The sequence below is a fragment of the Brevibacterium marinum genome (assembly GCF_011927955.1).
In the GTDB taxonomy this organism is placed as follows: Bacteria; Actinomycetota; Actinomycetes; order Actinomycetales; family Brevibacteriaceae; genus Brevibacterium; species Brevibacterium marinum.
The window spans coordinates 287929-301519 of sequence record NZ_JAATJN010000001.1; the positions used below are offsets into that span (position 1 = coordinate 287929).

Here is a 13591-nt window from a genome sequence, read left to right on the forward strand (position 1 = left end):
CCATCTTGTATGCGCAATTTATGCACACATGTTGCGCACATCACGCACTACTGGCAGACTTGCTTCAGTCGAGCGTCCTGCCGTTGCGTACTTCGCACCAAAGTTGCTGTTCTCACAGATGTGGGCCGACCTGCGCCGCATACGGCGGGCGGCGGACTCGACGGTGAAATTTGGACCGCACATCGCGCGAGGAAGCCGAGAATGAACACGAATCGCACCGCTTCAGGGGACTCGACCGCACGCCCACCGGGCTCACCCACAGCCATAAGCACGAACGATGACCCGTATCATCTCGATCCTCGTGACGTCCTCGAACCGCCGACCACATTCGCCGGCAAACTCAAGTATCTCGGCCCCGGCCTGGTCATCTCCGCCGCGGTCATCGGCTCGGGCGAACTCATCACCACCACGGCGCTGGGAGCCAAGGCGGGCTTCGTCCTGCTCTGGCTCGTCGTCATTTCCACAGCGGTCAAGGTCTGGGTCCAGCTCGAAATCGCACAGTGGACGATCCTCTCGGGCAAACCTGCACTTGAGGGCTATGGTCACGTCGGCTCTCGCCTCATCGGCCGTGCCGGGTGGATCAACCTCCTCTGGATCCTCATGGACTTCGCGAAGGTGCTGCAACGCGGAGGGATCATCGGCGGCGCCGTCGCTGCCCTGTCCATCATGCTCCCTGTCTTCGGGGACCCCTTGTCCACACCCTCACTCGTCTTCTGGACGGTCGTCTCCCTCGCGGTCGTCATCTCACTGCTGGTGACGAACAAGTACAGTATCGTCGAGAAGTTCTCCGTCACCGCAGTCATCATCTTCACCGTTTCCACGGTCGGACTCGCACTCTCCCTGCCCTTCACGGACTTCGCCTACAACTCCGCGGATGTCCTGACCGGTCTCACGTTCGCCATCCCGGCCGGCACGCTCGGTTTCGCTGTCGCGATGTTCGGCATCACCGGCGTGGGGGCTGACGAGATGACCACGTACACCTACTGGTGCCTGGAGAAGGGCTACGCCCGCTACACCGGGCCGAACGACGGCACCGACGAGCGTGCACGCCGCGCGCGCGGATGGATCTCGGTGATGCGCACCGACGTTCTGGTCTCCTGGATCGTCTCTGCTGTCTGCACGATGTCGTTTTACGTCATCGGTGCGGCGATCCTCCACCCTCAGGGCCTCGTCCCAGAGGGCAACGACATGATCACGACTTTGTCGTCCATGTACTCGTCAACGATGGGCGAGATCGGACACTGGGTCTTCCTCATCGGTGCCTTCGCCGTCCTGTTCTCGACGTTCATCGCCTCCTCGGCCAGCGTGCCGCGGCTGTGGGCGAACACGATCTCCATCCTCGGCGCCTTCGATTGGACGAATCTGCGCACTCGTACGCGCATCATCCGCGTCCTCACCGTCGCGTTCCCAGTCATCTGGGCGCTGAGCTATCTCATCATCCAGTCGCCCGTCATCATGGTCCAGATCGGCGGTGTCGCCAGCGGCGTCTTCCTGGTGGCCGTCGTCATCGCCGTCTGGCACCTGCGCTCACGCGAGGTCCCGCCGGAGTTCAAGTCGAACACCTTCTTCACTGTGATGCTGGTCTTCGCATCCCTTGCCATCGGCCTGCTCGGCATCTACACAGTATTCGAGACATTCGGAATCGAGATCGGAGCCTGATGCGCCTCACAGTCCTCACCCCTTCCTTCGGCAGTTACTCTGATTCACCGAGTGCGCGGTCCGCCCAGTTGGATATCGAGCTCGATTACCGGACCGAGAACCATCCCAAGTCCGGACAGAACCTCATCGAAGAGATCTCCGGCGCCGAGGCGGTTCTCGTCGGGCTCGATCGGATGGACGCCGAGGTGTTCGCCGCCTGCCCTGGTCTCAAGGTCGTCGCCAAGCACGGAGCCGGGGTCGACAACATCGACCTCGCCGCTGCTGCGGAGGCCGGGGTGACAGTGGTGAATACGCCGGGGGCCAACGCAGAATCCGTCGCCGACCTGACGCTGGGATTCCTCATCATGGGCGCTCGGAAGATCAGGACCGCCGAAAGTTCACTCCGGGATGGCCGTTGGGAGGTGTTCTTCGGCAGTCAGCTCAGCGGTAAGCGACTGGGCATTCTCGGCTTCGGGCGCATCGGTCGTGCCGTGGCCGAGCGCGCCACCGGATTCGGTCTGCGCATTGCCGCATACGACCCCTACGTGCCGGATGACGCCATCGCCGAGGCAGGTGTTGAGCCGCGCAGTCTCACGGAGGTGGTCGCAGAGTCAGATTTCCTCACTCTCCACCTCCCCGGTGGGCAGGAACCTCTGCTGTCTGCAGAGCTCATCGACTCGATGCCGCAGGGTGCTGGTCTCATCAACGCCGCCCGTGGAGGTTTGATTGACGAGAATGCCCTGATCAGCGCCCTGGAGTCGGGCCGATTGTCGTTCGCCGCTCTCGATGCCTTCGCCACCGAGCCGCCGCCTGCCGACGGTCCGTTGATGCACGCACCAAACCTCATCGCCACTCCCCACATCGGTGCCTACTCGGACATCGCGAACGCGAACATGGGCTCCTGGGCCGTCGAGGACGTCGTCCGCGTACTGCAGGGAGAAGATCCCCGTTTCCCCGTGAGCTGATACGGCCACAACGGTGACTGTCACAACACTGGCTGTCACACCAGAGGGAGGGGTTGCGCCAATCGGCGCAGCCCCTCCCACGTCTCAGTTCGACGTCAACCAGACAGGCCGCTCAGGCCAAGCCATGTTCCACATCGGCGATGACGGTCTCTTCGATCGTCGTCTTCGCCTCGTCGGAGAGAGCGTTGAACGGCGCCCGGGCAGGGCCGAGGCCGAATTCGCGGACGTTCGCCGCGTGCTTGACCACGGTGTTGGGGTTGCCCAGAGCCAGGCAGTTGCGAATCGGGCGAATGCTCTCCTGTGCGGTACGCGCTCCCTCGGGGTCTCCGGCGAGGAACAGATCGTAGATCGACGCCATAGTCTTCGGATAGATGTTCGCGATCCCGCTGATGCCTCCCGCCCCGCCGGCGATGAGCGTCCACAGGATGAGCGAGTCGTTGCCGGAGATCACGTCGAAGCTGCCTCGGTCCGTACGTTCCAGATACTGCAGGATCGTGTCGAAGTTGCCGCTCGAATCTTTGACGGCCGTGATGTTGTCGACTTCGGCAAGCTTTTCGAGCGTCGCCGGCGCCACGGCGTTGCCCGTGCGGGCGGGGATGTTGTAGACGATGACCGGGACATCGACGGATTCCGCCACCGCCCGGAAGTGGGCGGCGATCTCGTCCTGCGATGCCGCGGCGAAATAGGGCGTGATGATCGACAGCGCGTCGGCACCGGCAGCGGCTGCGTCCTCGGCGATCGCGACGGTCTTCTTCGTCGTCGGTCCGCCGGCGCCGATGACGACGGGAACGGCCCCACCGACTTCGTCGATGACGATGCGAGCCGCCTCGGCGCGCTCTGCCGGAGTCTGGGCGTAGAACTCACCGTTGGTGCCGAGCGCGAAGATGCCGTGGATGCCGGCGTCGAGCTGGCGCCGGACGTGACCGCGCAGGGCGGCTTCGACGAGGTTCTCGTCCTCGTCGAACGGGGTGGCGATCGCAGCGAGGATTCCCTTGACGGATGACATGATTTCCCTTCGAGCGGTTGGCGCAGTCAGGACTGAGCGGGACTGCGAGGTCAGTGGAGAGGCGCGAGGCGCGCCTGCGCGGCACGGTGCCGTCTCAACGGTTGTACTGCGGCTGCGATCCCCGCACCGAGGCGGTAGCATCGTCGACGGCGGTGAGCACGTCGGCGGGCAGGGGCCCCTTCGCGAGCGCGGCGATATTGGTCTCGAGCTGAGAGACGCGGCTGGCGCCGAGCAGCAGCGAATCGATGCCCTCGCCTCCTGCGACCCAGCGCAGAGCGAGTTCGGCCTGCGGAATGCCGGCCTCGTCGGCGACCGAGGCGAAGGCCTCGACCGCCGCTAGGACGGAGTCGGAGAGATAGCGTTGGGAGTACATCTGCGAGAGCACCGAATCGCTGAAGCGATCGCCCGTACCCTCGGTCGAGGGCCGCCGGGCGAGCAGACCGCCGGCGAGCGGGTTGTAGGCCATCGTCGCAATCCCGTGCGCCGCACCGCATTCGAGCCATTCGTCCTCGATTCGCCGCGCCAGAACGCTGTAGACGTTCTGCGCGACGGCCGGCTTCGGAGCGCCGACCCGCTCGGCTGCCGCGATGATGTCGACAGCCTGCCAGGCGGCATAGTTCGAGAGGCCGAGTGCGGTGATCTTGCCCTCTGCACGGAGCTGGGCGACGGTCTCGAGGGTCTCGTCGAGAGCGGCTGCGCGATCAGGCTGATGGAGATAGAAGAGGTCGATCGAATCGACATCGAGTCGCCGCAGCGACCCCTCGACGCTTGCCCTCAGCCCCGCTGCCGACAGCGGTGAGTTCTCTCCGGCATCGGCATGCGGCATGCCCGCCTTGGTCGCCAGCACGAGCCGATCACGGTGCTTCTTCACCACGGGCGAGATGAGTCCCTCGGTCACCGACTTCGCATAGCCGTTGGCGGTGTCGATGCCGGTGATTCCCGCAGCCAGGGCCGCTTCGATCACCTCGTGAGCTACCGCTTCGGGCACCGTGTCACCGAAGGTCATCGTGCCCAGCACAAGCGGTGACAATGGAACTGCGACACCATCGATGGTGAGGCTCGTGTCTGCTGTCATTCGGTTCTCCTCGTCGAGTCGGTCATGCGGTCCGCGTGCTGGAATCATCTCATTTCTGCGCGTATCGTGCAACGATTTGCGCACTTCACGCACATATGACATTCTGGAAACCCAGCAGGACCGGACGCAGAGGAGTGCCATGTCGATTTCAGACACAGGCGTCCTCGTCCTCGCAGACGATCTCAGCGGTGCGGCCGAGGCCGCAGTCACGCTCGGCACTGCCGTGCGCATCATCCTCTCCAGCCCAGACCCAGATGATTACTCTCTCGAGATCGGTGCCGACTCGTCATCGGATGTCGCCGTCGATCTCGACTGCCGCTATGTCTCCCCCGCGGCTGCCGCTTCACGCACACGGAACGCACTTGCGAGTCCGGGCCACGAGGAGCGCTTCACCGTCATCAAGATCGATTCGCTGCTGCGGGGGAATATCGCAGCACACCTCTCGGCAGCGTTGGATCGCTCGTCCGGCCCCGTGCTCTTCGCCCCGGCCCTCCCCCAACAGAACCGCACAGTCGTCGATGGCGTCCCCCTCGTCGATGGAATCCGACTCGACGAGACGACAGCGTGGGACGTCGAGGACGGCTCGGCCCCGACACACCTGCGCGACCTGTGCCCCGAACCGCCTGCCCACCTTGACCTGCGCCGACTGCGCACCAATGAGCCGCAGGAACTCGCCTCCCGCTTTCGCGCTGCCCGGCTGGTCACCGCCGATGCCGAAACGATGGATGATCTGAGGCGGGTCGTCGCCTTGGCGGAATCCGTCGGCGCATTGGTCGTCGGCTCCGCGGCAGCTGTCAGAGCCTTCGCGGACATTCGCTCCAGTCGCCCGATACCGCCCACCGGCTCCAGCCCCTCGCAGGCCCGTGTGGATCAGCCGGGCACATCGGAACTCCCGATCCTCTTCGCAGTCGGCACAGCTGCGGATCGCATCGATGACCAGCTGGATCACCTCCGAACGCAGGCGAAGGTGGATGTGTTCGACTTCCCGGCGACTGAGGTGGCCGCCTGGGGCGACGATGCCATGGCCCTGTCCTCCGCCGCCGAACGGGTGCGACAACGACTGACCACGGCCCACCTCGTCGTCCGGCTCACGGACACCGGAGAATCGGTCGATGCCCGTCCCCTGCCCGGACTGCTGGCCGAGCTTGTCGCGCAGTCCCTCACAGGCTTCGGCCCGGCCCACCTGGCCGCCACCGGCGGCGAAACGGCTCGGGCAGTGCTCGACCGCCTCGGTGTCCGAGCCCTCGACACGATTCGGGAGATCCACCCGGGGGCCGTCCTGTCACAGGTCCCGACCACCTCGGCGAGATCAGGTGCACGCACGGAGCTCTGCCGAGTCGTCACCCGACCGGGCGGTCAGGGCGACGAGTCCTCCCTCACGCTCATCCACGAGGCACTGTCCCAGTCCACGCCCGTCCAGCCGCATCACCGCGAACCTCAGCCACCACCGCGAACCTTTTCGCGAACCACGAAGGAGAACGAATGAACTCGCGTCCCACCGTCGCAGTGACAATGGGAGACGGGGCCGGCGTCGGTCCGGAGATCTGCGTCGCCGCCTGCCTCGACCCCACTGTGCTCGCCGTGGCCCGACCCGTCGTCATCGGAGACGCCGCCCGGCTGGAACGGGCCGCCGAGGCCCTCAGCACCGAGGTCGCGATTCGCACCATCGACTCGCCCTCCGAGGCTGGGGATTGTCCGGGAGTCATCCACGTCATCGACCTCGATCTGCTGCCCGCCGATCTGCCCTGGGGCGAGCTCTCGACCGTCGCCGGCGACGCCGCGTTCCGCTATATCGAACGGGCGTCGGAGCTGGCCATGTCCAGCGACGTCCAGGCCATCTGCACAGCTCCCCTGAATAAGGAGGCGCTGCATTCGGCCGGCCACCAGTACCCCGGTCATACGGAGATGCTCGCTTCGCTCACGGGCACCAAGGAGGTCTCCATGATGCTCTCCTCCCCCAAGCTGCGCGTCATCCACGTCACGACCCACATCGGTCTCATCGACGCGGTGGCCAGGATCGAACCCGGCCTGGTGGAGCGCACGGTCCGGCGCGGCAACGAGGCGCTGGTCAGAGCCGGCATCGAGCATCCGCATATCGGGGTGTGCGCGATCAATCCGCATGCCGGAGAGAACGGCCTGTTCGGGTACGGCGAGGAAGAGGAGAAGATCATTCCCGCCATCTCGGCACTGCAGAACGACGGCATCGACGCCGCCGGGCCGCTGCCGGCCGACACGGCCTTCTTTCTCGCCGGTCGCGGCGACTACGATCTCATCGTCGCCATGTATCACGATCAGGGCCACGGCCCGATCAAGGTCCTGGGCATCGAAGCCGGCGTCAACATCACCGTGGGGCTGCCGGTGATCCGCACATCGGTGGACCACGGAACGGCCTTCGACATCGCCGGTACCGGCAAGGTCGACACGGCCAGCATGAGCGAGGCCATGCGGCAGGCCGCAGCGTTGGCTGCTGTCTGAGGGCCACCGGATCCATCTTGCCGAAAGCCAGCGATCGGCACGGGCTGCGCGATCGGCAGTTCCGGAAGCGAGCGAGCGGCAGGGTCTGAGCGATCGGCAGTTCCGGATGCGAACCCGGAACGCCCCATCAGCGTTCCTCCACCGCGAATTCAAGCGGGAGCGAGGTTTCGCGATACAGTGGCCGCACGACCACGAGCCGCCCAGAGACGAGCGGCACGAGGTGCATCCGACACGGAATGCACACCGCACACAACACGGATCGCACACCGAATGTAGGCATCGGGAGAGAGATGAACGCAGGCGACAGACGCGAAGAGATCATCCAGCGGGTTCGGGCACAGGGCGAGATGAGCGTCGAGACTCTGTCGGAGATGCTGGGAGTCACTGCCTCGACGATCCGTCGCGACCTCGCCCGACTCACCGACGCAGGAGACCTCGCGCGCACCTACGGCGGTGTCATCGCCGTCTCCACGGAATCCGAAAGCACGCTGGACGAACGCTCCCTCGAGGCACCGGAGATCAAACGGGCCCTCGGCATCTGGTGCGCCCGTCAGGTGCCGACCGGCTCGCATGTGCTTCTCGACGCCGGCAGCACCACCGCGCAGATCGCTCGAGCCCTGCGCGAGACCGCCCCGCTGTCCGTGGTCTCCACAGGGCTCACCTCATTGCAGCAGATGGCAGGGGCGCCAGACGTCGAGTTCACTCTGCTCGGCGGTCGATATCGCTCGATCAGCCAGGGCTTCATCGGGCCGATCACCGAGGTCGGTCTGGAGAAGTTCACCTTCGACTTCGCCTTCCTCGGAGCAGACGCGGTCACCGCTGAGGATGGCGTCTGCGAAGCAACGCCCGAGCAGGTTCGCCTCAAGGAACTCATGAGCCGCAGGGCCACCCACGTCCACGTCGTCGCACACGCCGCCAAGCTGGGGCAGCGCCCGTTCCACGCGTGGGCAGACCTGGGCAACGGGTGGACGTTGGTGACCGACGACTCCGCCGAGGCGGAACAGATCAGAGCCTTCGAAGCCCGCGGAATCACGGTGGTCACCGTCGACGGAATGGGAGTCGCTCAGCCTCCTCGCGACTGAGGCCCAAACGACGCCAGAGCTCCCTGACCGGCAACCGGCAGGGAGCTCGTTCATCTGTGTGTCAGTCGGCTGAGATCAGCCCCAGAGCTTGCAGTCGGTGTGGACCTGGTCCTCGACTCCCGAAATCCAGTCCTCGGCGAAGACCACGTGGCGAATCGCACGACGTGAGCTGTAGGCGTAGACGACGTGGATGAGTCCCTCGGAGTCGACGATGCCGTGTGGGTACTCCTGACGGCGGTTGCTGCGCAGATTGCCCTCGCCCGCGAAACCGTCACCGGGCTCGATGACTCGTCGCACCGGCCACGTCCGGCCTTCATCGTCGGACACGGCGATGACGATCCTCATCCGCTCATACGGCCACACCACCTCGGCGGGTCTCTGCGCGATCTGGTGCTCGTTCGAGACCAGAGCCAGCATTCCCGAGGGCAGCAGGAAGGCGCTGAGACCGGCGTTGTTGTTCGGGATCTCTGTCGCTTCGGGCTCTGTCCAGGTGTCTCCGCCGTCCTCGGACCGGCTGATGTAGACCCAATCGGCGAAGCGCGAGCGGAACAGGCATACGAGGCGCCCCGGGGCGAGTTCGACGACATTGGGATGAACCCGACCGGCGGCGTCGGGAAATTCGACCTGTCGCCAGGCGCTGCCTGCGTCCTCGGAGATCTGGAGCACCGGCTGATCAGATCCGTTCTTCGAGTCGTCATCGAAGCACAGCCATTGGGGATGGATCCACCGGCCGTCACTGAGCACCTGGATGGGCTGGCGGCAGAATGTGCCTTCACGGTCGAAGAGCGTCTCGGGCTCGGTCCAGGTGGCCCCGTCGTCCTCCGAGCAAACCGCCTTCACCACCGAGGTGTGCTGCAGGTTGAAGGTCTCGGGAATGCCGGACTGCCGAGATGACTGGGACGTGTAGACCAGCCACACTCGACCGTCGGGAGCACGGAAGAGCCCCGGGTTCTGATCGGAGCGGATCTCGTCATGAGTCACGGCCCGCGATTCCGACCAGGCCGCGGTCGACGGATCGAAGTCGGAGACGAGGACGTCGATGTCCTTGTTGCCCTCGTCGCTGCCGCCGAACCAGGCCGCGAGCAGCCTCCCCTCCGGCAGGTCGAGGATCGACGGCGCATGGTTGGACCGGCGGTCGGTGGGGATGATGGCCGCGGCACTGTCGGAATCCTCGAAGTACCTGAGCCTGCCGTCGGCCGGCGCCGCGGGGACGTGGTCGAGACTCGGATTCGTGAGCAGGTTCATAAGTGGTTCCTTTGCTGTGTGGTCGGCGTCGGGATACTCAGGGCCATCGGGGTCATCAGGATGATCGGGTTCGCCGCAGCCATCGGACTCACCCGAAGGCGGTTTCGAACATCGACGGAATCTGCATGGCGATCTGGACTCCGACGACGATCGCGATGATGCCGAGGATACCCAGCAGCGCCGTCTGCCACTTCCGGTTCACCGCGTACCTGTGCATGTGCTTCTTCCGCGATGTCAGGAGGAGGATGCAGACCACGATGATCGGCAGGCTGAGCACGGTCGAGATCGCCGTCCCGACGATGTTGAGCGAAACCAGATCGGGCGCACCCGGAACGGTCGAGGCCAGAGGAACGATGATGAAGACGATCGCCTGGATCCACCGGAATGCGGGATTCTCCTCATCGCGGCCGAGGTACTTGCGCATCGAGGGCACGGAGTGGTTGATGCCGTTGATCGCCAGCTGCGAGAACCCGCGCGATTGCGGCGGGAAGCTCGTCATCGCGGCGAAGAAGATGCACATCCACAGCAAGAAGGGGCCGAGGGGGCCCACAGCGACGGAGAGCATGTGGGAGAGGTCGAATTCGTCGGAGATCGAGAAACCCGGATGTCCGGCACTGAACTCGGCGGCCACGATCCAGAACAGCAGGTTGATGATGAGCAGCGGTGCCATTCCGGCGATGAGGTCGAACTGCTGGATCCGGCGATACTTCGGCCCCACCCATCCTTTGTCGCGCATGAACCCGGAATAGAGCAGGTTGGGCATGTTCCCGGCGATGGTGCCGATAGTCGCCGAGGCGATGACGATGGGAGCGAAGGCAGAGGTGTTCTGCTCCTCGGGGATCTCGAAGGCCAGCCCCTCCAAGAATCCTGCAATGTCGAAGGTCCCGATCTTGATGAGCGCGTAGACGAAGGCGACGATCATCGCGACGGAGGCGAATCGTGCGAAGTACTCGAGGACGACGAACTGCTTACGCAGCATGACCAGCGAGAGGGTCAGCGCCACGATGGCCACCGCGCAGAAGAATCGACCCCAGCTGCCGCCCCACTGGCCGCCGGTGAGTTCGTGCAGTCCGGTGGCCGCGGCCAGAACGAAGGTCGCCTGGGTGATGAACCCGGCGATGATGACGACTCCGGCCATGACGCCGGGGAGCGCGGGAGCCAAACGGGCGAAGCCGTCGAGGATCTGAGTGTCACCGTGCTTGTTCATCAGCGTGTACTTCGCGATGGACGAGATGATGAAGGTGCGAGCGACCAACGACAGGACCAGGGTCCACAGCAGCGCGTACCCGTAGGAGGCACCGGACACCGAGGAGCTGACGAGGTCACCTGTGCCGAGGAACGACATTGCCAGCACCAGGCCCGGGCCGACGGATGTGACGAGGCCGAGCCCCCGCGGGAGAGGCAACTGGCGTGGTTGTGATGAATCCATGCTATGGACGTCGGTGGCCATGGCGCGCACTCCAGTGTGTAGACGATCGGATGACTGACGACCGGTGCCGCATTCATGCGGAAGCACTCGTTGCGTACATCCACCTACATGCGTGGTCTACGTAGAGACTAACTCATTTCTGCGTGTTTTGCGCAATATATATTCCGAATAGTGGACATTCGGCTCGATATGCGCAGTTAGGTGAGATGATAGTCGCTCAATGAGAGCACGAACCCGAGCTCTCGGCCCACACTGGCACACCCGATCCGCAACGATGCAGTGCGAAGGAGCAGAGCTTCGATGGAGATGGCCCACTACCTCATCATCGGAGCTGTGGTGTTGGGCTCGGCCTGCGTGCAGGGCTCCGTCGGCTTCGGGCTCGGGATGATCACGGCTCCGGTCCTCGTGCTGCTCCAGCCGGACCTGCTCCCGGCCGCGCTGCTTCTGCTGGCAGTGCTCACATCTCTCACCGCCTTTCTGCGCGAGCGCGCAGATGTGGATTGGAAGCTCGTGGGCTGGGGCGTGCTCGGCCGCCTGCCGGGCATCGCCATCGGCACGACCGCCGTGGTGCTGCTGCCGAATGAGGGCCTGTCGCTGCTCTTGGCGGTCACAGTACTGGGCGGAGTCGGGTTCAGCCTGGTGGGCTGGTCGCCCGCGGCCGGAGGACGGAACATGTTCCTCGCCAGCAGCGTCTCGGGAATCTTCGGCACGGCAACGAGCATCGGCGGGCCGCCCATCGCCCTCGTGCTCCGGTCGCTCGACCCCTCATCGATGCGTTCGACGATGAGTGCCTACTTCACCATCGGCAGCATCCTCTCGCTGACGGGGCTGACGATCGGCGGTGAGGTCAGGAGCGAACACCTCATCGCTGCGGCCACATTGCTGCCATTCATGGTCGCCGGACTCCTGCTGTCGAATCTGGTCATCCGTCGCGCCAATTCCACGGTGCTCTACCGTGTGGCCGTCGGCGCCTCCATCGTCGGGGCTCTTCTGGTCATCGGAGAGGTCACCGCTTCACTGCTCACACCGTGAGCGGCGTCGAGAGCATCTCGCGGTGAGTGCCCTCGAGAACATCTCACTCTGCGGGGATGCCGCCTGTCATTCTCAGCCGAAAAGTGATTAAATGACTTAATCACTTTTCTCCGCTCAACGAGGAGCAGCCAATGGTCATTCTCCACGCAATCATCGCAATTCTCGCAGTCGTCCTGCTCATCATACTGTTGAAGGTCGATCCAGTGATCTCACTGGTGATCGGCGCCATGTATTACGGCATCGCTGCGGGGCTCGGCCTGGAAAGGACTCTGACGACGATCGTCGAAGGGTTCGGATCGATCATGGCCGAGGTCGGCCTGCTCATCGGCTTCGGTGTGCTCATCGGGGCACTGCTGTTCAATATGGGGGCTCTGCAGAGATTCGTCGAGCTGCTCCTCAGACTTTTGGGACCTCGTAAACTTCCTTATGCGCTGGCGACAGCCCTCACCGCGGTCTTCCCTTCGATCTACGTGGATGTGCAGCTCGTGCTGGCCTCGCCTCTGGCCCGAAATGCGGCACCGGCGCTCGGTCGTCGCGGACTGGGCATCATGGCCGGTTCGGTCACCGCCGGAATCCTCGTCGGATACGTGTTCGTCGTACCCGGTCTCGGCACGATTTCGATCGCAGGACTCCTGAACATTCCGCTTGCCCAGATGCTCGGCATCGGACTCGCCGTCGGTGTGGCCACGGTCCTGCTGACAGTGTTCGTCTACTCCTTCCTTGTGAAGCGCGGCTTCTGGAATCCCGAGACCGATGAGACCGGAACCGTGTCCGAAGCCGAGCAGGACGATTCGCCCGAGGCCGGTGGAACCACCGCCGTTCGAACTCGCCGGCCGCACTTGGCTTTGGCACTCAGCCCGGTCTACGTACCGCTGATCTTCATTGCCTCCGGAGCGATCCTCAGCGCCTTCGACGCTGCCAACTCCATCACGGACTTCCTCGGCGATCCGGTCTTCGCCCTCTTCTTGGGGCTCGTCATCGCCTATGTGCTCTCCCAGATATTCAACGGACGACAGAAGACGAATTCGTCGATGGAAGAAGGGTTCAGCACCACCGGCCAGATTCTCCTCATCACCGGTGTCGGAGGCTCGCTGGGCGAAGTCATCAGCGCCACGAACCTGGCAGACGTTCTCGGCGGGCTGTTCACCGCGAATTCCGCCGCACCCGTCATCGTCAGCATCCTCATCGCCTGGCTCATCGCCGCGGTTCTGCATCTGGCGATCGGCTCCATCTCTGTGGCGGCGATCGCGGCCTCCGGCATCATCGGGCCCGTCCTCGGTCAGCTCGACATCTCGCCGATCATCATCGGTCTGGCGATCGGCTCGGGTGCGCTCTTCGCCCTGCAGGTCAACAGCAACTTCTTCTGGATGTTCCAGACGATGATGCAGGTGACGACCAAGGGCGCTCTGAAAGCGCTGACCTTTGTCACGGCCCTCGCCTCCGTCATCTCGCTCATCATCGTCTGTCTGCTCACGCCGTTCTTCTGAGGCCGGCGACGCCGTTCGGGAGTCGCCGACCTGAAGACGCCGTTCGGGGGTCGCCGACCTGAAGACGCCGTTCGGGGGTCGCCGGCCTGACGACGCCGTTCGGGGGTCGCCGGCCTGACGACTCCGTTCGGGGGACGCCGGGCTGACGACGTCGCTT

At 64.5% G+C, this 13591-nt stretch carries 11 protein-coding genes; 7 read left to right on the forward strand and 4 right to left on the reverse strand.

The features are described from left to right. The first annotated feature begins 201 nt into the window (after positions 1-201). Together BKA07_RS01240 and BKA07_RS01245 are read left to right on the forward strand one after the other, a co-directional pair. The gene (locus tag BKA07_RS01240; protein ID WP_167949285.1) at positions 202-1659 is read left to right on the forward strand and encodes an Nramp family divalent metal transporter; all 1458 of its coding nucleotides are present in this window, start codon (positions 202-204) and stop codon (positions 1657-1659) included. Then, positions 1659-2603: a phosphoglycerate dehydrogenase gene (locus tag BKA07_RS01245; RefSeq protein WP_167949286.1), complete on the forward strand. Its 945-nt coding sequence runs from the start codon at positions 1659-1661 to the stop codon at positions 2601-2603. Before BKA07_RS01240 ends, BKA07_RS01245 begins: the two co-directional genes overlap by 1 nt. Positions 2604-2715: 112 nt before the next feature. Here BKA07_RS01245 and BKA07_RS01250 read toward each other — a convergent pair whose 3' ends face one another. Both BKA07_RS01250 and BKA07_RS01255 read right to left on the reverse strand, forming a co-directional pair. Beyond that, complete coding sequence (locus tag BKA07_RS01250; RefSeq protein ID WP_167949287.1) at positions 2716-3609, reverse strand: dihydrodipicolinate synthase family protein; 894 nt, start codon at positions 3607-3609, stop codon at positions 2716-2718. A 94-nt stretch (positions 3610-3703) separates the two neighbouring features. Further along, positions 3704-4684: an aldo/keto reductase gene (locus tag BKA07_RS01255; protein WP_167949288.1), complete on the reverse strand. Its 981-nt coding sequence runs from the start codon at positions 4682-4684 to the stop codon at positions 3704-3706. Between the two features lie 139 nt (positions 4685-4823). On the opposite strand from BKA07_RS01255, the gene BKA07_RS01260 reads away from it, so the two are divergent. The 3 genes from BKA07_RS01260 (at position 4824) to BKA07_RS01270 (ending at position 8241) form a co-directional block, all read left to right on the forward strand. Next, positions 4824-6170 (forward strand): four-carbon acid sugar kinase family protein, encoded by a 1347-nt coding sequence (locus BKA07_RS01260; RefSeq protein ID WP_167949289.1) that lies wholly within the window; start codon positions 4824-4826, stop codon positions 6168-6170. Then, positions 6167-7159 (forward strand): 4-hydroxythreonine-4-phosphate dehydrogenase PdxA, encoded by a 993-nt coding sequence (gene pdxA / locus BKA07_RS01265; protein ID WP_167949290.1) that lies wholly within the window; start codon positions 6167-6169, stop codon positions 7157-7159. The genes BKA07_RS01260 and pdxA overlap by 4 nt, the downstream gene beginning before the upstream one ends. Before the next feature lie 290 nt (positions 7160-7449). Beyond that, the gene (locus BKA07_RS01270; protein ID WP_167949291.1) at positions 7450-8241 is read left to right on the forward strand and encodes a DeoR/GlpR family DNA-binding transcription regulator; all 792 of its coding nucleotides are present in this window, start codon (positions 7450-7452) and stop codon (positions 8239-8241) included. 75 nt (positions 8242-8316) lie between these two features. On the opposite strand, the gene BKA07_RS01275 is transcribed toward BKA07_RS01270, so the two are convergent. Further along, complete coding sequence (locus BKA07_RS01275; RefSeq protein WP_167949292.1) at positions 8317-9486, reverse strand: sialidase family protein; 1170 nt, start codon at positions 9484-9486, stop codon at positions 8317-8319. Positions 9487-9574: 88 nt separating this feature from the next. Then, a complete protein-coding gene (locus BKA07_RS01280) occupies positions 9575-10915 on the reverse strand; it encodes an Nramp family divalent metal transporter (RefSeq protein ID WP_167949293.1) in 1341 nt (446 codons plus the stop codon). 300 nt (positions 10916-11215) lie between these two features. Between BKA07_RS01280 and BKA07_RS01285 the strand changes: the two genes are divergently transcribed. Both BKA07_RS01285 and BKA07_RS01290 read left to right on the forward strand, forming a co-directional pair. Beyond that, positions 11216-11947 (forward strand): sulfite exporter TauE/SafE family protein, encoded by a 732-nt coding sequence (locus BKA07_RS01285; RefSeq protein ID WP_167949294.1) that lies wholly within the window; start codon positions 11216-11218, stop codon positions 11945-11947. A 131-nt stretch (positions 11948-12078) separates the two neighbouring features. Beyond that, positions 12079-13434: a GntP family permease gene (locus BKA07_RS01290; RefSeq protein WP_167949295.1), complete on the forward strand. Its 1356-nt coding sequence runs from the start codon at positions 12079-12081 to the stop codon at positions 13432-13434. Positions 13435-13591: the final 157 nt, after the last annotated feature.

What these genes read in the sequence shown, in the direction of transcription:
- BKA07_RS01240 (WP_167949285.1), top strand. Translation starts at nt 202, where the DNA reads ATGAACACGAATCGCACCGCTTCAGGGGACTCGACCGCACGCCCACCG.
- BKA07_RS01245 (WP_167949286.1), top strand. Translation starts at nt 1,659, where the DNA reads ATGCGCCTCACAGTCCTCACCCCTTCCTTCGGCAGTTACTCTGATTCA.
- BKA07_RS01250 (WP_167949287.1), bottom strand. Translation starts at nt 3,609, where the DNA reads ATGTCATCCGTCAAGGGAATCCTCGCTGCGATCGCCACCCCGTTCGAC.
- BKA07_RS01255 (WP_167949288.1), bottom strand. Translation starts at nt 4,684, where the DNA reads ATGACAGCAGACACGAGCCTCACCATCGATGGTGTCGCAGTTCCATTG.
- BKA07_RS01260 (WP_167949289.1), top strand. Translation starts at nt 4,824, where the DNA reads ATGTCGATTTCAGACACAGGCGTCCTCGTCCTCGCAGACGATCTCAGC.
- pdxA (WP_167949290.1), top strand. Translation starts at nt 6,167, where the DNA reads ATGAACTCGCGTCCCACCGTCGCAGTGACAATGGGAGACGGGGCCGGC.
- BKA07_RS01270 (WP_167949291.1), top strand. Translation starts at nt 7,450, where the DNA reads ATGAACGCAGGCGACAGACGCGAAGAGATCATCCAGCGGGTTCGGGCA.
- BKA07_RS01275 (WP_167949292.1), bottom strand. Translation starts at nt 9,486, where the DNA reads ATGAACCTGCTCACGAATCCGAGTCTCGACCACGTCCCCGCGGCGCCG.
- BKA07_RS01280 (WP_167949293.1), bottom strand. Translation starts at nt 10,915, where the DNA reads ATGGATTCATCACAACCACGCCAGTTGCCTCTCCCGCGGGGGCTCGGC.
- BKA07_RS01285 (WP_167949294.1), top strand. Translation starts at nt 11,216, where the DNA reads ATGGAGATGGCCCACTACCTCATCATCGGAGCTGTGGTGTTGGGCTCG.
- BKA07_RS01290 (WP_167949295.1), top strand. Translation starts at nt 12,079, where the DNA reads ATGGTCATTCTCCACGCAATCATCGCAATTCTCGCAGTCGTCCTGCTC.